Raw genomic sequence first — 20,848 nt, 5'->3', positions numbered from 1 at the left:
ACGTTAAGCCGCTACGACTTGTACCGGGCGGTTCAAGCGCTTGTTCAAATCCAGCCACGCCGCCAGCACGGCCATCAATCCCACCCCCAGTACGGCGCTGAATACCTGCATCGCCAAGGTATCTCCGGCCAGGGAGTTGAGCATGTCCGCCAGCGGCGCGAGCAGCACGCCGAAACAAAATACCTCCAGCGAATAACGACCCATGCGGCAGCTTTGCTGCGCCAACCAGTTTTGTGTCCAGCCGCTGCTTGGCAACAGCTTTGCGGTGACGTAGGCGAGGGCCAGGAAGTGCAGCAGACGCGTCGGCGAAAGGTTGGTCTTGCTGATCGGGTAGAGCCATTCGCCGAGCATTTTTGGCATGAAGGCGTCATGCACGGTCGGCCATTTCCACGAGAGTGCGATCAACCCTGTGATCAGCAGATAGGTCGCCGCTGCGACAAACAACGGCTGGCGAGGCAAGGAACGGTTTTGCGGCATGGCTGGCCGCTGCCTGTGAATTGCCGCTGCACCGCCGAGGATAAACAGCAGTTGCCAGGCCATCGGATTGAAGAACCACACGCCGCCGTCCGTAGCCGCCAGGTTCCACTGGAACCAAGGCGCCAGCAGATACACTGCCACCGATAGCAGCACCACGTATTCAGCCTTGTGCAACAGCATTGGCAAAACCAGCGGCAAGCCGAGCAACAACAGGATGTACAGCGGCAGCGGGTCCATCAGGTTCGGTTTGAAGCGCAGCAACAGCTCATCGACCAATGCTTGCTGCGGATTGCTCAGGAAATACTGGAGACCCATTTCCTGCACCAGATCGCGGGTTTGCACATGGCTGTTGGCGAAAAATACGATGCCCATCAGCAGCGCCAGCAGGAAGATATGCACCACGTACAGCACCCAGGCGCGTCGCAGGATCTTCACACCGGCGATCAGATAACCATCGCGCTGGACGATCCTGCCGTAGGCCAGTACCGCTGCATAACCTGCCAGAAACACGAAGATTTCCGCCGCGTCGCTGAAACCGAAATTGCGCACGGTGAAATGGGCGAGCGGACTTTGCGGCACGTGATCCCAGAAAATGAAGATCAGCGCCAGGCCGCGAAAGAAATCTATGCGAGGGTCGCGTCCGTTAAGCATCACAGCGGGCTCTTGAGCGAATATTAAGCAAGGAGTGGCGGACAAAACAAAAGATTGCATGCCGCACATCGGCGGCGCGCAGGGTGGCGTGGTTCGCCGGCAATTGCAAAGGTTGGGTATTACTGGATGTCTCAGACGCAGGAACGCAGGGGGCTGTCAGTGATCTGTTAATTAAAACGAGTCGGTAGAATGGCGTTTTGTCCACTGGTCTAATTGCGGGTCTGAAAGTAGACAAGTGGGCGCAGGGTGCCTAGCGTGGAGTACAGACCGCTCTTGTCTGAAAGCCGCAGCAGTGTTCGCAAAGAACGGTGCGTACGTCATATCTCCTGGAGCAGGAAGGTGTCGTTCGGTGAGTCGTGGATTGACCACTCAAGTCAATGGAACAGGTGCCAGCAGGTTAATCGGAAATAAACGCCATGGCCATGGATGTAAAGCCTGTGTTTCACGGCTTTTACAGATTCGTCTCAGTCGGTCTTCTTAATACGTTGATTCACTGGTCGACGTTTTTTGTTCTACACGCGCTCATGGGCTTTCGTCAGGCGCCAAGTAACCTCGCGGCCTTTTGTGTGGCAGTTTCATTTTCCTTTTATGCCAATGCGCGATACACCTTCAAACTAAAAGCCACTGCTTCGCGCTATCTGCTGTTTGTCGGGTTTATGGGCGTGTTGAGTCTTGGCGTGGGTTATGCGGGGGACCGATTACAGCTGCCGGGGTTGATCACCCTGGTTGTCTTTTCCGCCATCAGTCTGGTGTGCGGTTTCTTTTACTCGAAATTCTTCGTTTTCCAGGAGCGTGAGACGTGAAAGTTTCGCTGATCGTTCCAGTGTTCAATGAGGAACAGGCGATTAACCTGTTTTATAACGCTGTCCGCCAGCAATTGTCGCTCGATGAGTGCGAGGTCGAGATCGTTTTTGTAAACGACGGCAGTTCGGACCAGACCGCCGAGCAGGCCAAAGCCCTCGCGTTGGCCGATGACAATGTGTTGGTCATCAATTTCTCGCGCAACTTTGGCAAGGAGCCGGCGTTGTTTGCCGGGCTTGAGTACGCCACAGGGGACGCTGTGATTCCGATGGATGTCGATCTGCAGGACCCGATCAATGTAATTCCTCAGTTGATCCAGGAGTGGAAGAAGGGGGCCGATGTGGTTCTCGCCAAACGTCATGGTCGCGCCGCTGATGGTTATCTGAAACGGCATAGCGCGGCGCTGTTTTACCACCTGCTAAACAGGATCGCCTACACCAGGATCGAAGAAAACGTGGGTGATTTCCGGCTGATGGACCGCAAGGTCGTGAATGTGATCCGCACGCTTCCGGAACACCAGCTATTCATGAAGGGCGTCCTGTCGTGGGCGGGATTCAATACCGTGGTCATCGAGTATGAGCGGGCCGAGCGAGTGGCGGGAACGAGCAAGTTCAACGGTTGGAAACTGTGGAACCTGGCACTGGAGGGTATTACTTCTTTCAGTACTGTGCCGTTGCGGTTGTGGACTTATATCGGTACCGGGATTTCCTTGTTTGCGATCCTTTACGCGATTTATATGGTGCTGGATAAAGTTTTCTTTGGTAACAGTGTGCCGGGCTACCCTTCGTTGATGACCGCTATTCTGTTTCTGGGCGGTGTGCAGCTTATTGGTATCGGCATACTCGGTGAGTATGTCGGCAGAATTTATATTGAAGCCAAGCATCGGCCCAGATACGTGGTGAGGGATGTCATAGGCGGCAAAAACAGGCCCGGGCTATAAAAAATCCAGTGAAGTTCAGGGCTGAGAAAGGAGCGCTGAAATGAGTGTGGTCAGTTTTTTGGACAAGAAACTGGATGGGCGTGAAGTACGGGTGTTTTTTTTGATCAGCGCTTTCATTTACATATTCCCTCTGGTTCTGACGGATTACTATTATATTGACGATAACTGGCGGTCATTGGCTGCCGGAACAGCCTGGGCAGGTCAGGGGCGGTTATGGGCTGATCTGTTTTACAATGCGTTGACGTTTTCGTCGGGCGCGCCAAATATTTTCCCGTTACCACTTTTAATTGCAACGTTCGCAATGGCCCACGCCTTGACGAGCCTGACGATGCACTACTACAAAAAAATCACTGTTTCATGTTGCTGTGTGCTGTTACCCCTTTGGTATAACCCGTTTTTCCTGCAGAACCTGTCTTATCAATACGATGGACCTGCCATGACGTTGAGTCTGGTCGCCATTATTTATGCGATGACCTTTCGTGCGAAGTCTGCGGTGCTGCAAATTGTGGTGCCCGGCATGCTGATAGCAACGGGGGTAGGGCTTTATCAGTTGAGTATTAATGTATTTCTGGGACTTTGCTGTGTCGAACTGATCAGGGCTGTCAATGACGAAGCGTCATGGGGTTCGTTATGTTCGTTGGTTAAGTGGAAAATTGCACAGTCGATGGTGGGCGGGGTTGTTTATTACGTGGTTGCTTATCCATTCATTATTCAGGAACGCTTGCCACTGCTGGAATGGAGTATGAGTGGATTTCTCCAGGTTGAAAGCAGTCTCGGTGTCCTGGTAAACAAAGTTACTCTGCTTTTTCATGGAGGGAATTTCTGGTTGCTTTGGGCTGTGCTGCTTTGTGCCGGAGCCGGGACAATACGGGTCGGGTTCACCATAGTTAAACGAAAAGAGAGTGTTCTGAAAAAAATAATACTGAGTTTGATCTGTCTCCTGACCCTGCCTGTTCTGCTGTTGCTTGTTCCGGGTGCCACGCTGGTTTTCAGGGATTTCAATGAGGGCGCAAGAACCTTGATGGGCTTTGCCGTATTGCTGGTGTTTTTATTTTATTTGAGTCATCTGGTGCTGGAGGCTATTGATCCGCGACTGAGCGTTCTACTGGCGGTCCCTCTGCTAAGCATGCTTTCTCTGTCCTATGCGTATGGACGCGTTCTGAATGTGCAGAAAGAATTCGCCACCAGTGCACTGTTTTCGCTTGAGCATGACATCGCGTCCAATCAGCGCCTGCGAGAAGCCAAGCGAATATATATGTCGGTTAATTATTCCGATCACTGGCTGTCGGATTCGACAGGTTCTTTTAAGTTGATGCCGGTGCTGGCTTATATTTTAAATGTGGACTTTTTCATGTTGTCCGAAAATTTGCCCAGGGTAGGCATCACTAATGTGGTCACCGAAGGAGAGCGGCGAAATGCGACGCGGGTAGGTTATAGAGGCTATCCAGCGGTGGTGGATAGCAAGTTCTATAACATCTACCTGGTGGGCGACTATGGATTCATTGTCATGAAAGAACCACCATGAATCGAAAAGTTCATATGTAAATAGCGCCAGGCGCAATAGTGCGTCAAATGAACGAGCCTTTCTGAAAAGGATTGTTTAACGCGATGAGACTTTATTCCGTTGATCGAGCAAACCATCGGCAGATGTTCGTCGACGGCCTTGGCCTGGTCGCTATAGTCACACTCGCGTTGATTGTGCGCTTCCACGGTATTAGCGTGCCGGTCATCTGGTACGACGAAGCGTACAGCCTGCTGCTAAGCGAAAAGTCTCCCAGGCTGATCTGGTTCAATACTGCGCGGGACGTTCATCCACCTCTCTATTATCTCCTGCTGCATTACTGGATGAGATTGTTTGGAAACAGCGTCGTGTCTGTACGAGGTCTGAGTGCGCTGGTCGATGTGGGAACACTGTTGCTCTGCATGAAACTGATGAGTCTGGTTGCAACCCGCAGAGCAACCTGGATGGCAGCCTTGCTGCTGGCGTTGCTGCCGATCTCGGTTCGCTACAGCCAGGAAGTTCGAATGTACACGATGGTGGGTTTTTGGCTCATGGGCGCAACCGTGGCTTTTGTGTGTTGGGTCAAAACACCGCGGCACATACGTTATCCGGTTATTTACGTGTTGCTGATGACGTCCGCGTTTTATACGAATTACTTCGCGGCTCTTTGTGCATTGGTTCATTGGCTTTACTGGTGGAGGGGGCAAATCGCTGGTCGTGGCACGGCGCTACCCGCCCGGGCATGGGGACTGGCTAATGGTGCAATTGCCTTGCTCTATTTACCGTGGCTGCCCCATTTCATTGATCAACTGCTACATATCGGCGGACTCGGATGGATACCGCCTGTCACCTGGCAGACATTGTTGGGCGCTGTAGCGCAATTCACCGTGATGAAGGATGCTGCGGATGGCTCGGTGTTGTGGGCAATAGTCCTGTCAGCGTCAGTCGTTTTGGCGGCCGCAATGGTGGTCCTGAAGGATCGCAACGATCGAAGGTTCAGTCTGTTGCTGGTCGGTTATTTTTTTGTGCCAGTACTCACTGTCTTTCTGATGTCCTTGGTCGTTCCAGTGTTTGTCGCCAGGTACCTGGTGTTTGCGGCCGTCGGATTGCCCCTTATCGCAGCGGTTGCGCTGGATGCATTGGCCGAACGACGAGCGGTCATCGCGTTTATTGCCATGGTTGTTTTTGTCATGGGGGAAATACAGGGGCTGCTGATTGTCTATGAGCAAACGGATGGGCTGAACGGGACATCCGTTCGCAAAGTGGCCAGGCTGGACACTGTGGCGGCCGGTATCAATCGCCAGGCTCGTCCAGATGACGAGATCGTGGTCGACGGTTTGTACTGGTATTTACCGTTCATGTACTACAACACTACGGGCATCCAGCCGAGGCTGTACGTTTCCAGATCGTCATCCGGTGAGTCCCGAGGACCTTACAATTACGGTGGATGGGTGCTCATCCCCCAACGTCTGGACTGGATTTTTTTCAACGATGTTTCCGCATTGAAACTGAGTGCCAGCAGAGTCTGGTGGGTGACGGGAAAACCCCAGCCCGAAGATGTCGTGACATTTCCAATGGAGTGGAAACAGACGTTGACGATCAAGGGCGGGGAGGTCGAAGCCCGTCTTTTTATCCTTGGAAGCGGGCGCTGACGTGACTGTCAATCGCCCCCTTGTAGGAGCGAGCTTGCTCCGGGCGGCGTTCCGACGATGGACGTTAACGATAACGCATGCTTTCTGAATAAACGCGTCGCCCTTGAGTCCATCGCGAGCAATCGAGCGTCGACCGGCTGCTCCTACAATGTCAGGCACTCTGCGCCTGGAGAAATATCGAGAACAGCTCGGACTGGGACTTGATCCCCAGCTTGCTGTACATGTGTTTCTTATGGACCTTCACGGTTTCGACGGAGATTTCCAGTTTGCGGGCGATTTCCTTGCTTGAGCAGCCGCTGAGCATCAAACGCCCGACATCCAGCTCGCGGGCCGTCAGTTGCGCGCCCTTGAGCTGCTGCACCGAAGCTTCCAGCTGAGTCCGCCAGTCGCCCTGTGGCGCGGTTTGTGGTGCCACCAGCACTTCGTTGATTTCATAGGGTAAGCGCTGGCGCAACAGGCCAAGCACCCAGGGCTGGATCAGCGACAACAGGGCGATCTGCTCGGGGCTGAAGCATTGCCGGGAGCCCAGCGACAGGCACAACGTCCGGTCGCCATCGAGCTGGCAATTGAACTGGATTTCATCGGCCACCACATTCAGACGAAAGTAGCGCTGGTAATACTCGGTCAGTTCGAAGTGCTCTGGCGCGACTTCGGCCAGGCGATAGAGACCCGTTCGGGATTGCTCGCGGCTGGCGATGTAGAACGGGTCGAGCAGGTACAGACCCTTGAGGTAATCCTGAAACAATTGATCGGGGCTGCCGTCCTCGCCCGGGCATTCGGCGAACACTTGCGGGCGCTGAGCATTGCTGAAAAGCAGCGCGACCCAGCTGTCGAAGGCCACGTACTGATCGAGCAGGCGCACCAGTTGCGTCCAGAAGTTGGGTTTGTCGAGGGTATCGATCATTTGCCCGACCGAGCGGTGCCAGGCGATGTCTTCAAGCGTGAGCGTCATACGTCTACCCCTATCGGGTTACCCCAGCCGCGTAATTCCCCCGGCTGCTTGCAGCTGCGCATACTGAACGCAGATCCAGTGGCCGGGCAACATTCTGCCAGTCCGGCGAATAGAACAAGGAAAACCCATGAAGGTCGAATTAGCCCAATTGGCGGGCCGTGACAACGGCACAGCTTACAACCTTGAGCGAGCCTTGGTGGCGATTGCTGCCTGCGCCGTCGATACGCAGTTGATTGTGTTCCCGGAAACCCACTTGATGGGCTTCCCGTCTGCCGAGACCGTGGCCCGGATCGCCGAGCCGCTGGACGGTCCGACCGTCACTGCCGTGCTGCAGGCCGCGCGTGAGCGCAATATCGCCGTGGTGATCGGCGTCGCGGAGAACGATCACGGGAATTTCTACAACACCACCTTGCTGATCACGCCTGAAGGCATCGCCCTGAAGTACCGCAAGACCCACCTCTGGGCCTCGGATCGAGGGGTGTTCAGTGCCGGTGATCGTTACGCGACCTGCCAGTGGAACGGTGTGCGGGTGGGTTTACTGATCTGCTACGACATCGAATTCCCGGAAACCGCCCGTGCGTTGGCGCAGCTGGGGGCTGAGCTGCTGATTGTCACCAACGGCAACATGGACCCCTACGGTCTGACCCACCGCACCGCGATCATGGCTCGCGCCCAGGAAAACCAGGCGTTTGCGCTGATGGTCAACCGGGTGGAAGAGGGTGATGGCGGGCTGCTGTTTGCCGGTGGCAGTGCGCTGGTGGATCCGTTCGGCAGCCTGTTGTTCGAGGCTGGACGGGAAGAAGGGACATTTGCTGTTGAGCTGGATGTGAGTCGGCTGGCGGCAGCGCGGCGCGATTATCGGTACCTGGATGACCAGCGGCTCAGGTTGCCTGGTGAGGTGATTGAGCATGCTGATGGGCTGCGGGAGTTGATGATTCCTGCGGCATAGATCGTTCCCACGCTCTGCGACGGATCGTTCCCACGCTCTGCGTGGGAATGCAGCCCGTGACGCTCCGCGTCACAGAAGCGGACGCGGAGCGTCCTTAGAGGCGTTACCACGCGGAGCGTGGGAACGATCAATACCCAATAACAACAAGCAACACCTGCTGTTTTCGCCGAACTCGGCTCTGCCATAAATCTAATAAATCGGAGTAGTCGCTCATGGCTCGTTTGCAACGCACCCTGTCGTTAGGGTCGGTGGTGCTGTTTGGCATCGCTTATATGACGCCGATCATCGTTCTCGGCACCTTTGGCATTCTTGCGCAATCCACCGCCGGCATGGTCCCGGCCGCGTATCTGGCGGCGCTGGTGGCGATGTTCTTTACCGCCATGAGCTACGGGCGAATGGCTGCTGCGTTCCCGGTTGCGGGGTCCGCTTACAGCTATGTGCGCAAAGCCATCAGCCCCAAACTCGGTTTCATCGCTGGCTGGGCGGTGTTGCTCGATTACCTGTTCCTGCCGATGGCAATCTGGTTGATCGGTGCGGCATACCTGAGCTCGGCATTCCCGGCGGTGCCGCAGTGGATCTGGGTGTTGGCGTTCATTGGGATCACCAGTGCGATCAACATCGTCGGCCTGAAACTGGCCAACGGTATCAACGCCTTGTTGATGGTGGTGCAGTTTCTGGTGTTGGTGGCATTCGTCGCGCTGTGCATCCATTACATCGGTGGTGACGCCAGCAAACCGTTGTGGACGGTCGCACCGTTCTTCAGTGGCGACATGCAGATGCCGCTGGTCATGAGCGGGGCGGCTATCGCCTGTTACTCGTTCCTCGGTTTCGATGCGGTCAGCACGCTCACTGAAGAAACCCGTGAGCCTCGTCGCACCATCCCCCGGGCGATCATGTTGATCACTCTTATCGGCGGGCTGATTTTTGTCGGCGTGTCGTACTTCGTGCAGATCGCACATCCGTCGTTTCAGTTCGACAACGCCGACTCGGCGGCCTATGAGATTGCCCGCAACGTTGGCGGTGATCTGTTCGTTTCGATCTTTCTGATCGGTCTGATCGTCGGCCAGTTCGCTTCGGGCCTGGCGGCGCAGGCCAGCGGTTCGCGTCTGCTGTTCGCCATGGGGCGTGACGGTGTATTGCCCAAATCCTTTTTCGGCGCCTTGCATGAGCGCTTCGACACACCGGTCAACAGCATCCTGCTCTGTGCCGTGGTGGCTTTGCTGGCATTGAAACTGGACGTGACGACCTCCACCTCATTCATCAACTTCGGTGCGTTTCTGGCGTTCAGTCTGGTGAATCTGTCGGTGATCTTTCACTACTGGATCGGTGGCGACAAACGCGGCCCGCGCGAGTTGCTGCTGTTTCTGATTTTTCCGTTGATCGGGCTGGTGGCGGACTTGTGGCTGATGGTCAGTCTCGATCATCTGGCGATTTATCTGGGGGGGAGTTGGCTGGCGATTGGTTTCGTGTATCTGGGGGTGCTCACCGGCGGTTTCCGTCGCCAGCCACCAGAGATGGATTTCCAGGAAGCGGCGTAAGCTGTCTGATACACCGCGATGCTTTTGAACGGTTCATTCAATCGTTCAAAAGCATCTGTCGGACCGGCAATTGAACCCGAAACGTTGTCCCCACACCGACTTCACTGCGCACTGAAATATCCCCGCGATGCTTTTTCACAATACCGTAGGACAGTGACAGGCCTAGCCCGGTCCCTTGCCCTATCGGTTTGGTGGTAAAGAAAGGATCGAAGATTTTCTGCAAACTCTCCGGCGCAATGCCTGAGCCAGTATCGGCGACCTCCAGCCAGACGGATTCCCCTTCAATGCCGTTGCGCAGCGTGATCGTGCCCCGTTCAGGCCCCATGGACTGAGCGGCGTTGACGATCAGGTTCATGATCACCTGATTGATCTGTGATGGCAGGCATTCGATCTCGGGCAGATCTTGATACTCCTTGACCACGTCGGCCTTGTACTTGAGTTCGTTGGCGACGATGTTCAGGGTCGAGTCGATGCCATGCTGCAGATTTGCCCACTGCCACTGCTGGCTGGCGTCCACCCGGGAGAAGTCCTTCAAGTCTTTGACGATTTGTCCAACCCGGCCAATACCTTCCTTGGACTCCTTGATCAGCAATGGAATGTCTTCCATGAGGAAGTCCAGTTCGATCCGCTCACGCAGGCTTTTCAGGCGTTCAAGACGCTCGTTTGAACCGATGGCTTCTTCGGCACTGCGATAAGCGTCGAGCATTTCCTGCAAATGGTTGAAGTAGCCGCTCAGCGTGCCGAGGTTGGAGGAAATGAAACCGATGGGGTTGTTGATTTCATGGGCGACGCCGGCCGCCATTTGGCCAAGGGAGGCCAGTTTCTCCGATTGCACCAACTGGTCTTCCAGTTGTTTACGCTCATCGGTTTCCCGTTGCAGGGCGTCGCTGGCCATTTTGAATTGCTGAGTCCATTGCTCGACCATCTGTTCCAGATGGCTCATCTGCATCTGCGCTCGCTCGGTCATTTCCCATTTGGTGGTGAGGATATTGGCCATCTGCTGAACTTCGATATTGTCGAAGGGCTTTTTCAGGATCAACAGCCGGTCGTGGGCCAGCAGCCGGTCGAGCAGTTCCTCCCAGGAATAGTCGGAATAGGCGGTGCAGACCACCACTTGCAGGCGCGGATCTTCTTTCCACAAATGTTCGATGGTTTGCGCACCATCCCAGCCCTCGGGCATGCGCATATCGACGAAGGCCAGTGAGTAAGGCCGATCGTTTTTCAAGGCCTCACAGAGTTTGCTCAGACCTTCCTGACCTCCATAGGCCGAATCCAGTTCGAACGTGGTGCTCGAGCGCTTGACCTCGCTGCCGAACAGCGCGGCTTCCATCAGCTCCAGATCGGCGTTTTGCTGCGCCTGCGGGCTGAGGATCTTGCGAAAGTCCTCATGGATCGAAGGTGTGTCATCGATCAGCAGGATGCGTCGGTTCGACAGGTTGTTCATGCTTGACCTGCTACGGTTTTCAAAGGGATTTGCAAGGTGAACAGCGCACCCTTGCCCGGCCCGTCGCTATGGGCGGTGAGGTGGCCGTTCATCTCGATGGCGGCCAGGGCGCAGCTGTGCAGGCCGAAGCCGTGACCCTCCTTGCGGGTGGTGAAACCGTGGGCAAAGATCCGTGTCATGTTTTCGGGCGCGATCCCCTCACCTTCATCCTTGACGCTGACCTGCAACGTTTCATCGTTGACGACCCTCACCCCCAGGGTCATTTGCCGAGGCCGGTCACTGAGGTCGGACATCGCGTATTTGGCGTTGCTGATCAGGTTGATCAGAATCAACAGCAGCCGGTGTTTATCGCCCATCACCTGTGGCACATCGCTGTAGTCCTTGATCACCGTTACATGGTGCCGGGTCAGGGCGCCGGAGTTCATGCGCAGGGCGTCTTCGAGCAGGTCACTGACCTGCAGCGGTTCCACCAGGCTGGCGGCACCGGCGTAGGACTGTTGGGTCGAGACGATGTCTTTGATGTGATCGACGCTTTTGCTCAACTGGGTCAATTCATCGGTGATGCTTTTTTGCTCGATGGCGATGGCGTCGACCAACTGGTTCAGGTATCCCGGCAGCAGCTTGCCTTTTTCGTCCCGGGTGATGAATTCGCCGAGGTCGTGCGAGTGTTCGTTGATCAAATGCATGGCCTTGCCCAACCCGAGCGCCTTGCTGGTGCGCAGTTTGCGGGTGACCAGGTCAGCAGAGATATTCACGCTGTTAAGCACATTACCGACGTTATGCAGCACATTGGTCGCAATCTCCGCCATTCCGGCCTGGCGCGCCGTATGCAGTAATTCGCTCTGGGTGTCTTTGAGCTCACGTGTGCGCTTTTCTACCCGTTGTTCGAGCTCCTCGTTGGCCGATTGCAGGTCCTTGTTGACGCGATTGATCACCGCGAAACTACGCAACAGCCGAATCGCCAGGTACAGCAGCAAGACCACCAGCAGGGTCGAGAACAGCAGCATGTAGAAGTGGTATTTGCGGTCGCTGATGTCGTTCTGTTGCTCGTCTTTGTTGAGCAGGTTGGTGATGTCATCCAGGCGCTCAGCCACAGGGATCGCGGCGATATTATCCAGCAAGGAGTTGACCACCGGCTGTTCGCGCAGGATCAGCGCGATGTGGTTGCCCAGAATTTCCACCGGGCCGTGGAACTCCACCGGTAGACGCTCCCGGTCCACCGACAGTTTGTTCAGGCCGACCTGGATATCGGCAGCTTTGTCATCGGAGGTGACCTGGGCGAATTCAAGGCTGCTGAGCAACAAGTCGTAGGTGTCGGCGGCAAAGTTTTGCAGCCGCAGCTTGTCACTGTCCTGGAAGCGGGTGAGCTGACCCTGAATATCGTCCTCGGCGGTCGGCAGAAATGCCAGGGAGTTACGCAACACGGCGTTGTGCGATTTGAACCGCTCCACCAGCCGGGTTTTTTCCTTGATCGCGTTCAGGTAGGCGTCATGACTGGCTTGCCATAACACTGAGTCATTGCGGCCATGGCTGGACTCCATCATGTCGAACCTGTCCCAAAGGCGGGTCATTTCGGTCAGCGGCGAAACCAGTGGATCGTAGTTGTGGGTGATGGCGACTCTGGCCTTGAGCACCTCGGTTTCCCACTGTGCGTTCAACTGCTTTATCTGTGCGATCAGATCCCGTGATTCGGTATAGGTCGTGGTTTGATCGGAGCTGGACTTGAGGTACAGGAACAGCAGAATCGAGGCGAGCAGCAGGGACATACCAGTGAGCAACGCCAGGCTGAGGCTGCGGGACATTTTCATAACGGCTTGCCTTCCCATTCACCGGTCAGGGTTTTGAGGAATTTGATGATCAAGGTCTTGTCCTGCTCGGAAGGGACGCGCCCCAGCTGGTACTTGAACATCACGTCCACCGCGTCTTCGAGTGTCCTGGCCGACGCGTCGTGAAAGTACGGGGCGGTAACCGCGACATTACGCAGACTGGGAACCTTGAAGACATTGCGGTCCTCTTCATCCTTGGTCACCAGGTAACGTCCCAGATCGGACTCGGTCGGGTTGCCCCGGGCCTGGAAGTAGTCGCCCATCACACCGAACTTCTGGAACATGTTGCCGCCAATGTTTACGCCCTGATGGCAGGCGATGCAGCCGTAATCCTTGAAACGCTGGTAACCGTACTTTTCATCGAGGGTCAGAATGTCGGTGTTGCCCAGCAGGTATTGGTCGAAGCGTGAGCGGCTGCTCAATAGGGTGCGTTCGTAGGTCGCCAGAGCATTCTGCACATTAGCGACTGTCACGCCGTCGGGGTAAGCCGCACTGAAGGTCGAGTGGTAGGCCGGGTTGGCGGAAAGTGTTTCGACCACGTTCTTCCAGTTGCTGCCCATTTCGGTGGGGCTTTGCACGACGCTGTGGGCCTGCGCTTCCAGGGTATCGGCCCGACCGTTCCAGAACTGTCTGAAATTCAGGCTGGCATTCAACACGCTAGGGGTGTTGACCGCCAACGGCTTGCCGTCGAAGCCGAGGGAAAACGGCTTGTCATCGGCACCGCCTTTTTCCAGGTGATGGCAGCTGGCACAGGACAGGCTGTTATTGACCGATAACCGCGTTTCGTTGAACAGCCGGCGGCCCAGCTCTACGCGTTGGGGATCCTGGTGAGGGACCGGCGGCAGTGGTTTTAGCGGCTCGTCGAGTGGTTCGGCACTGGCTGTCAGGCAAACCCCAATCAACAGGGCGCCGATCAGGTTGGGACGGTATGGCGACATCTGATGATTCCTTGGCCGGATGCCTGAGTGTCGTTAAACCTGAAGGGGCAAAGCGTTGATCTATTCGTCCGGTGGTGCAGGTTGCGCATCGGCCTTGAGCAACTGGGCAAACGCCAGAGGTTCTACCGCTTTGCTGAAGTAATAGCCCTGACCTTCCTCACAGTGATGGGTCTTGAGGAAGTCCAGTTGCTCAAGGGTTTCCACACCTTCGGCGATGATGTTCAGGTTGAGGCTTTTGCCCAGGCTGATGATGGCGCTGACCAGCGCTGCGTCATTGCTGTCGTTGCTCAGGCCGCGAACGAAGGACTGGTCTATTTTCAAGACATCGATGGGAAATCGCCGCAGATAACTCAGACTCGAGTAACCGGTGCCGAAATCATCGATGGCCAGCCGGACTCCCAGCGCCTTGATCGACCGCAGGGTTGCCACGGTGGCGTCGACGTTTTGCATCAGTACGCTTTCGGTAATCTCAAGTTCGAGCAGCGTCGGATCGAGACCGGTTTGTTCGAGTATCTGCACTATGCCGTCGACATAACCGCGCTGACGGAAATCGATGGCGGAAACGTTCACCGAGATGCTGATCGGCGGCAGCCCGGCCGCCTGCCAGGTGCAGGCTTGACGGCAGGCCTCGGCCAACACCCATTTGCTCAGCGGGACAATCAGGCCGCTGTCTTCGGCAACGGAAATGAAGTCCGATGGGTAGACCCAGCCGTGCCCGGGTTTGAACCAGCGAATCAGCGCTTCGGCGCCGACCACTTTGCCGGATCTGAGGTCGAGTTTGGGCTGGTAGTGCAGGACGAACTCCTTGCGTTCCAGGGCCAGTCGGATGCCGGACTCGATACTTTGCTGTTCACGGGCGCGCTGATTCATGTCGTCGATGAAAAATCCGAAATCGTTAGGCGCGTTTTCCTTGATGTTGCGCATGGCGGTTTCGGCTTTCTTGATCAGCACCAGGGCATCGAAGCCATCTTCGGGATAAATGCTGATACCCAGGCTGGCGGTCACGCTCAGGTCATGACCGGCAATGTGCTGAGGGGTACTCACAGCGCTCAAGAGTTTCTCGGCGATGCCTTTGGTCTGCTGGGGATGATGGACATCGGCGAGGATCACCACGAACTCGTCGGAACCGTAGCGAAATACCGAATCGGACTCACGCACGGTCGCTGCCAGGCTGCGGGCAACCCGTTTGAGCATTTCATCGCCAATCGGATGCCCAAGGGCGTTGTTGATACGCTTGAAGCGATCCAGGCCCAGGAACATCACCGCCAGTTGCTTGTCATGGCGCCTGGAGAGCGCCAGGGATTGGGTCAGCCGGTCACCGAGCAGGGTGCTGTTGGGCAGTTCGGTGAGCACGTCGTACTGCAACAGATGAGAGACTTTCAACAGCTCATGGACGCGGTCTTCGATGGTTCGCTCCAGGCTGAGCATTTTTAGCGCCGCATCCTGAGCCATCTGCCATTTCCAGGTCAGCGCACTGGCCATCTGGCGTATTACCAGGCTGTCGAAGGGTTTTTTCAGTACCAGTAACTGGTCGCTGAACTCCAGGCGCTCGGCCATGGCTTCCCAGGAATAGTCGGAGTGGGCGGTGCACAGCGCGATCTGCAGGTTAGGGTCGGTCTTCCATAGATGTTCGATGGTTTCCAGTCCGTCCCAGCCAGTTGGCATGCGCATGTCGGTGAACGCCATGGCGTAAGGCCGGCCCTCGGCCAGGGCGCGCGTGACCAGCTCCAGAGCTTCCTGGCCCCGATAGGCCGAGTCGACCTCGAAGGTCGGGCGTACAGGCTGAGCAGTGCCGAACAGGGTCTCTTCGGTGCCGGCCAGGGGCTGTTCACCCGCAGGTACAGGACTGAGGATCTTGCGAAAGTCCTCATGGATCGACGGTGTGTCGTCAATGATCAGAATGCGCCGGTTGGTAATGGCTAACGATGGCTTCATCTCGCGGCCTCCGGTGGTCGGTGCGAGTCTTCGACCGCAAGGGTTGCGGCGTCGGCAGGGGGCGTCAGCACGATGCTGCCGTTCATCAACAGTTGCGCGGCCTGCTGGCTGCTGACCGCTTTACTGAAGTAGTAACCCTGAGCATTCATCGGCGAGCCGGTAGAGATCAGGGAGGTTCGTTGCTCTTGGGTTTCCACCCCTTCGGCGATGATGCCGATGCCGACTTCGCGGGCGAAGTTGATGATGGCACGCAGGGTCGTCGCACTGGCCGGATCCCGCGTGGCGCTGTCGATAAACGCCTGGGCAATCTTCAGGTGGTTGACCTGGTACGTCTTGAGGTAGTCGAACGAGGAATATTCGGTGCCGAAATCGTCGATGGCGATTTTCACTCCTAGCTCTCGCAGGCGCGGCAGCACATCATTGTGGGTCCATTTGGTCTGGGCCAGGGTCGCTTCGGTGACGTCGAACCGCAGATCCCAAGGGCACAGGGTCCAGCGGGCGGTGGTCCGCAGGACGTCATAGATCAGGTCCGGGCCGCTCTTGAGCTGGGCCAAGGAGAGCTTGATCGCAATCACGGGTGGCGCCATGCCCTGGTCGCGCCATTGGCGCATTTGCTGGCAGGCCTGATCCAGAAGCCAATGCCCAAGGGCAATGATGGTCCCGGTTTTTTCCGCCGCCGGGAGGAATACATCGGCCTCCAGCAGCCCGCGCTCGGGGTGGTTCCAGCGCACCTGGGCTTCCATTCCGAGGATTTTCCCCGAACTCAGATCGACTTCAGGCAAATAGTGCAGTTCGAGCTCGCCTTGTTCGATGGCCGTTTTCAAGTCATTGGCCAGGGTAATCCGGTCGACCACCTCCTGATTGATCTCCTCTGAGTGGAAGTGGTACTGGTTGCGGCCCTCCTCCTTTGAACGGTACAGCGCCATATCGGCCTGGATCAGCAGGTTATCGGCGCTCGCGCTGTCTGGTGTGTAGGTGCTGATACCGATGCTGACCGACACCCGCACATCGTTGCCATCCAGCGAGTGGGGCAGAACCAGCGCATCACGGACCTTCGCCGCCAGGGCCGCAGAATGGGTCGGGTCGCCCACGTCCAGCTGCAATATCGCGAACTCGTCGCCGCCCAGGCGCGCCACTACATCGTTTTCGCGTACGCAGGCCTTGATGCGCCTGGAGACTTCTTGCAGCAATAGATCACCCACCGGGTGGCCGAGGGTGTCGTTGATCCGCTTGAAGTGATCCAGATCCAGATAGAACATCGCAAAGGGTGCAGCGCCGCGTCGGGCCGCGGCAAAGGCCTGGTGCAGGCGCTCGATCAGTGTGGCGCGGTTGACCAGACCGGTCAGCCCGTCGGTACGCGCCAGCAGGAAGATCTTCTCTTCGGCCACCTTGCGCTCGGTGATGTCGATGATGATGCCTTCGACTTCCAGCAACCGACCTTCGTTATCGCGCACCGGGATATAGCGGTTTTCGACCCAGCGCCAGGCACCGCCGCCGGTGCGCATGCGGAACTCGATGGATGCGCCTGCGGCGTGGCGGTCCAGCACCCGGGCCATGGCGGCGTCGACTTTCTCCTGATCGTCGACGTGAATCAGCTCCTTGGCCCAATTCGCCGACGCGACCAGTTGGGCCGCGACGTGACCGAACTTGGTGATGTTGTGGGAGATATACATCAGCGGGAACGACGGCTCACCGCGCAGGCGATAAAGGATGGTCGGACTGTTCTGCACAATGATATTGGCGTCGGACAGTTCCCGGGTGCGCTCCTCGACTGCCTGTTCCAGCAGGTTCATTTTCATTGAGGCGTTTTCGGTCATCTGCCATTTGACCGTCAGTGCACTGGCCATCTGGCGAATTTCGATGGCATCGAAGGGTTTTTTCAGGATCAGCAGCCGGTCACCCAGGTCAAGACGCTCGGTGATGTCCTCCCACGAGTAGTCGGAATACGCGGTGCAGAGTGCGATTTGCAGCCTGGGGTCGGCCTGCCAGAGTCGCTCGATGGTTTCCAGCCCATCCCAACCGGGCGGCATGCGCATATCGATGAAGGCCATGGCGTACGGCAAGTCGTTGGCCAGCGCCGACTCCACCTTGTTCAGGGCTTCGAGGCCTTGAAACGCCGAATCGAGCAAAAAGCTCTGGAGGGGAGCGGCCACCGGGGAGCCGAACAGTGCCTCTTCGACGCTGTTCAATGCGTCCTCATCAAGCGCTTGCGGGCTGAGGATCTTGTAAAAGTCCTGATGGATCGATGCGGTATCATCGACGATCAGGATTCGTCGGTTTACCGGCTCCTGCAACGTCTTCATTGGAATACACCAAGGAATACGGCCATTGTGCGCGTTGAATTCATATGGCATCCCTTCCTGTCGCGGACTTATGCGGGAGCAGATATTGGATCCTATTTTCTTGAGCATAGTCCGGCTCCTTTGGGTTCGCCGGGCGCTTGAGCTCAAATTGCCATCGAATTAGCTGAAAATCGTCTAGCCTTTAGCTCAAACCCACGCAATAGCCGATGTTTACCTTTCATTTACCCAAAGAATGAACGTCCCAGTGTTGAAAGGAGGTACTGCCATGGATGAGCAATCTGCGATGGCTTCGGCCTACAGACCCAAGGTTCTGTTGGTCGATGATGAAGAGTCGATCCTCAACAGCCTGCGTCGTCTGCTGCGCAGCCAGCCTTACGACGTGGTATTGGCCAATAGTGGCGCTCAGGCCCTGGAGGTCATGGGGCAGCAACCGATCGATCTGGTGATGACCGATGCGCGCATGCCCAATATGGATGGCGCCACCTTGCTGGTGGAAATTCATCGGCGTCACCCTTCGACCATGCGCATTTTGCTGACCGGTTATGCGGATCTGACGATGATCATCAAAGCGATCAACGAAGGGCAGATCCATCGGTACATCAGCAAACCCTGGAACGATGAGGAAATGTTGTTGACCTTGCGTCAGTCCCTGGCCCATCAGCACTCCGAGCGCGAACGGCTGCGCCTGGTGCAGTTGACCTGGGAGCAGAACGAGCAATTGAAGTCGCTCAACGCGACGCTGGAAAAGCATGTCGCTGCACGCACCGCTGAACTGCAGCAAACGGCGGACATGCTCGACCTGGCCTACGAAGAGCTCAAACACAGCTATGTCACGGGTACCGAAGTGTTCTCGCTGTTGGCCAATCTGCGTTTACCGAAGGCCAAGCAAACCAACCGGCAGATCATCGAACTGGTGCGCGTCTACTGCAAATCCCATGGGCTGGATGAGGCCACCAGTCGCGACCTGACCATGGCCGCGGCCCTCTACAACATCGGTAAGTTGAGCTGGAGCGACAGCATGATGACGGCCCCCGCCGACTTGCTGCGCCACACCGAGCGTGAGCGTTACCGGGGGTATCCGAAACAGAGTGAGTCGCTGTTGATGACCCTGGACCCGATGAAGGATGCGGCCCGCTTGATTCTTCACCATCAGGAGCGTTGGGACGGCAGCGGCTTCCCCGATCACCTCAAAGGCGAGGCGATTCCTTTCGGTTCGCGGCTGCTGAAACTGGCGGTGGACTTTATCGAGTTGCAGCGCGGGCTGATCCTCGAGCGGCAGATGAACAGTGATGAAGCACTGGTATTCATCCGCAACTACGCCGGCAAGCTTTACGATCCGGAGCTGGTGGAAGATTTCGTTCAAGTCTGCGCAGCGTACCTGAGCGATGTCACTGTCGGTGATCCTTCGGTCAAAGTGCTGAGCACCCGTGAACTGGCGGCGGGCATGGTGCTGGCACGCAACCTCAATGCCGACAATGGCATGCTCCTGCTCAATGCCGGCAAGCAGCTCAATGGGCCGCTGGTGGCGAAACTGATCGCCTTCGAAGCCATGGAGGGGGGCAAATACAGCATTTTTGTCAAAGTGCCGGAGGAGGTGGGGGGCTTGCAGCAGGTTGGTTAGACGTTGTTTGAGGTGGAGCGAGGTTGTATGGGGGCGGGAAATCGTTGCCTGACTCGAAAGCCAGCTCTCTCCCTTTTGGGGAACGGACTGGCTGTCATGACCCGTTCGAAGTTCGAACGACTGCGATACCCGGCTCCTCAATTGCCGACAAACTGAAACTCATGGGATCCTTGCGCCTTTGCGTCCAAGGCCATTTCTCACCCATGACTCTTTCATCATCCGCAACATTTTCCTCCATCATCCGCATTGCCGCGGCGCTGTTGATTGGTCCAGACGGTCGAACCCTGCTGGTACGCAAGCGCGGCACTCAGGCGTTCATGCAGCCGGGCGGCAAGATCGAAGTTCATGAACAACCAGTGGCGGCGCTGGCGCGTGAGCTTGCAGAAGAACTCGGATTGCGTATCGATACGACGGCAGCCCGTTACCTGGGCAAGTTCTGCGCTCCAGCCGCCAACGAGCCGGGTTCTGTGGTGGAAGCCGAACTTTTCCAGCTGAACATCGCCTCTGATGTGGCTGCGGCAGCGGAGATCGAAGAGGTGGTCTGGATCGATCCGGCCACCGATGGCGGTCTGGTGTTGGCGCCATTGACACGGGACCTGATCTTGCCGTTTTATCGAGCATCACAAACGACCCCTGCCTGATCTTCAACGGACAAAGGACTGCTCCATGATTCCCACTCAAGACTTATTGCTGTTCGCCGCTGCCGCACTGCTGATGGTGCTCACGCCAGGGCCGAACATGATCTACCTGATTTCCCGTTCGATCTGCCAGGGCCGCAAGGCCGGCGTGACTTCATTGCTGGGGGTGGTGGCGGGATTCTTCGTGCACCTGTTCGCGGCTGCGGCAGGTTTGACGGCGGTGTTTCTCGCCGTGCCGATGGCCTATGAAGTGCTGAAATGGGCTGGCGCGCTGTACCTGCTGTGGCTGGCCTGGCAGGCACTCAAACCGGGAGCGCGCTCGCCGTTCGAGGCCCAGCAACTGTCGCCGGACTCTTCCAGAAAACTGATCTTGATGGGCTTTCTCACCAGTGCCCTGAACCCGAAAATCGCGGTGTTCTACCTGTCGGTGTTTCCGCAGTTCATCAACCCCGAGCACGGCTCGGTGTTCAGCCAGAGCATCATTCTTGGCCTGACCCAGATCAGCGTGAGCTTTTTAGTCAACTTGCTGATCGCATTGTTTGCCTCCGGAATTGCAGCGTGGTTCGCCCACAACCCGCTGTGGCTGGCGGTGCAGCGCTACTTCATGGGCTTTGTGCTGGCCGCGCTCGCGGTGCGTTTGATGCTCGAACAACGTCGGACTGCCTGATAATCCACATGAGCC

16 protein-coding genes are annotated in these 20,848 nt (G+C 56.7%); 9 read left to right on the top strand and 7 right to left on the bottom strand.

All coding sequences use genetic code 11. From position 1 onward, the window contains the following. Positions 1-3: 3 nt before the first annotated feature. Positions 4-1,128, bottom strand: coding sequence for an OpgC family protein (locus tag AC07O1_RS10785; RefSeq protein ID WP_495088752.1), 1,125 nt, complete (start codon positions 1,126-1,128; stop codon positions 4-6). Between the two features lie 422 nt (positions 1,129-1,550). On the opposite strand from AC07O1_RS10785, the gene AC07O1_RS10780 reads away from it, so the two are divergent. The 4 genes from AC07O1_RS10780 (at position 1,551) to AC07O1_RS10765 (ending at position 6,022) form a co-directional block, all read left to right on the top strand. Next, positions 1,551-1,931 (top strand): GtrA family protein, encoded by a 381-nt coding sequence (locus tag AC07O1_RS10780; protein WP_494992144.1) that lies wholly within the window; start codon positions 1,551-1,553, stop codon positions 1,929-1,931. Further along, a complete protein-coding gene (locus AC07O1_RS10775; protein WP_495088751.1) occupies positions 1,928-2,869 on the top strand; it encodes a glycosyltransferase family 2 protein in 942 nt (313 codons plus the stop codon). The genes AC07O1_RS10780 and AC07O1_RS10775 overlap by 4 nt, the downstream gene beginning before the upstream one ends. Before the next feature lie 40 nt (positions 2,870-2,909). Further along, complete coding sequence (locus AC07O1_RS10770) at positions 2,910-4,394, top strand: glucosyltransferase domain-containing protein (protein ID WP_495088750.1); 1,485 nt, start codon at positions 2,910-2,912, stop codon at positions 4,392-4,394. Positions 4,395-4,477: 83 nt separating this feature from the next. Further along, positions 4,478-6,022, top strand: a complete 1,545-nt coding sequence (locus AC07O1_RS10765; RefSeq protein ID WP_495088749.1) for a glycosyltransferase family 39 protein — start codon at positions 4,478-4,480, stop codon at positions 6,020-6,022. 151 nt (positions 6,023-6,173) lie between these two features. Here AC07O1_RS10765 and AC07O1_RS10760 read toward each other — a convergent pair whose 3' ends face one another. Further along, positions 6,174-6,974 carry a helix-turn-helix transcriptional regulator gene (locus AC07O1_RS10760; protein WP_495088748.1) on the bottom strand — a complete coding sequence of 267 codons (801 nt, stop codon included), beginning with the start codon at positions 6,972-6,974 and terminating at the stop codon, positions 6,174-6,176. A 127-nt stretch (positions 6,975-7,101) separates the two neighbouring features. Between AC07O1_RS10760 and AC07O1_RS10755 the strand changes: the two genes are divergently transcribed. Both AC07O1_RS10755 and AC07O1_RS10750 read left to right on the top strand, forming a co-directional pair. Next, on the top strand, positions 7,102-7,923 hold the full coding sequence (locus AC07O1_RS10755) for a carbon-nitrogen hydrolase family protein (protein WP_495024627.1): 822 nt from the start codon (positions 7,102-7,104) through the stop codon (positions 7,921-7,923). 212 nt (positions 7,924-8,135) lie between these two features. After that, positions 8,136-9,461, top strand: coding sequence for an APC family permease (locus AC07O1_RS10750; protein ID WP_495011107.1), 1,326 nt, complete (start codon positions 8,136-8,138; stop codon positions 9,459-9,461). Positions 9,462-9,498: 37 nt separating this feature from the next. Here AC07O1_RS10750 and AC07O1_RS10745 read toward each other — a convergent pair whose 3' ends face one another. The 5 genes from AC07O1_RS10745 to AC07O1_RS10725 are packed head-to-tail and all read right to left on the bottom strand — an operon-like array spanning position 9,499 to position 17,907. Beyond that, positions 9,499-10,905 carry an ATP-binding protein gene (locus AC07O1_RS10745; RefSeq protein ID WP_495088747.1) on the bottom strand — a complete coding sequence of 469 codons (1,407 nt, stop codon included), beginning with the start codon at positions 10,903-10,905 and terminating at the stop codon, positions 9,499-9,501. Continuing rightward, positions 10,902-12,713 carry a DAHL domain-containing sensor histidine kinase gene (locus AC07O1_RS10740; protein WP_495088746.1) on the bottom strand — a complete coding sequence of 604 codons (1,812 nt, stop codon included), beginning with the start codon at positions 12,711-12,713 and terminating at the stop codon, positions 10,902-10,904. The genes AC07O1_RS10745 and AC07O1_RS10740 overlap by 4 nt, the downstream gene beginning before the upstream one ends. Further along, positions 12,710-13,669: a cytochrome-c peroxidase gene (locus AC07O1_RS10735; protein ID WP_495088745.1), complete on the bottom strand. Its 960-nt coding sequence runs from the start codon at positions 13,667-13,669 to the stop codon at positions 12,710-12,712. Before AC07O1_RS10735 ends, AC07O1_RS10740 begins: the two co-directional genes overlap by 4 nt. 60 nt (positions 13,670-13,729) lie before the next feature. Continuing rightward, complete coding sequence (locus AC07O1_RS10730; RefSeq protein ID WP_495011103.1) at positions 13,730-15,604, bottom strand: GGDEF/EAL domain-containing response regulator; 1,875 nt, start codon at positions 15,602-15,604, stop codon at positions 13,730-13,732. Beyond that, positions 15,601-17,907 carry a GGDEF/EAL domain-containing response regulator gene (locus AC07O1_RS10725; RefSeq protein ID WP_495088744.1) on the bottom strand — a complete coding sequence of 769 codons (2,307 nt, stop codon included), beginning with the start codon at positions 17,905-17,907 and terminating at the stop codon, positions 15,601-15,603. Before AC07O1_RS10725 ends, AC07O1_RS10730 begins: the two co-directional genes overlap by 4 nt. A gap of 265 nt (positions 17,908-18,172) precedes the next feature. Between AC07O1_RS10725 and nosR the strand changes: the two genes are divergently transcribed. The 3 genes from nosR to AC07O1_RS10710 all read left to right on the top strand — a co-directional run bounded on the left by nosR (position 18,173) and on the right by AC07O1_RS10710 (position 20,833). Then, positions 18,173-19,528, top strand: a complete 1,356-nt coding sequence (nosR, locus tag AC07O1_RS10720) for a response regulator c-di-GMP phosphodiesterase, NosR family (protein ID WP_495088743.1) — start codon at positions 18,173-18,175, stop codon at positions 19,526-19,528. A gap of 203 nt (positions 19,529-19,731) precedes the next feature. Continuing rightward, positions 19,732-20,169: an NUDIX hydrolase gene (locus AC07O1_RS10715; protein ID WP_495088742.1), complete on the top strand. Its 438-nt coding sequence runs from the start codon at positions 19,732-19,734 to the stop codon at positions 20,167-20,169. A 25-nt stretch (positions 20,170-20,194) separates the two neighbouring features. Beyond that, complete coding sequence (locus tag AC07O1_RS10710; RefSeq protein WP_495011100.1) at positions 20,195-20,833, top strand: LysE family translocator; 639 nt, start codon at positions 20,195-20,197, stop codon at positions 20,831-20,833. Positions 20,834-20,848: the final 15 nt, after the last annotated feature.

This window comes from Pseudomonas sp. GW821-FHT07G10 (genome assembly GCF_059418545.1).
The sequence above is the reverse complement of the archived record's forward strand: the minus strand, read 5'-3'. Positions and strand labels throughout refer to the sequence as shown.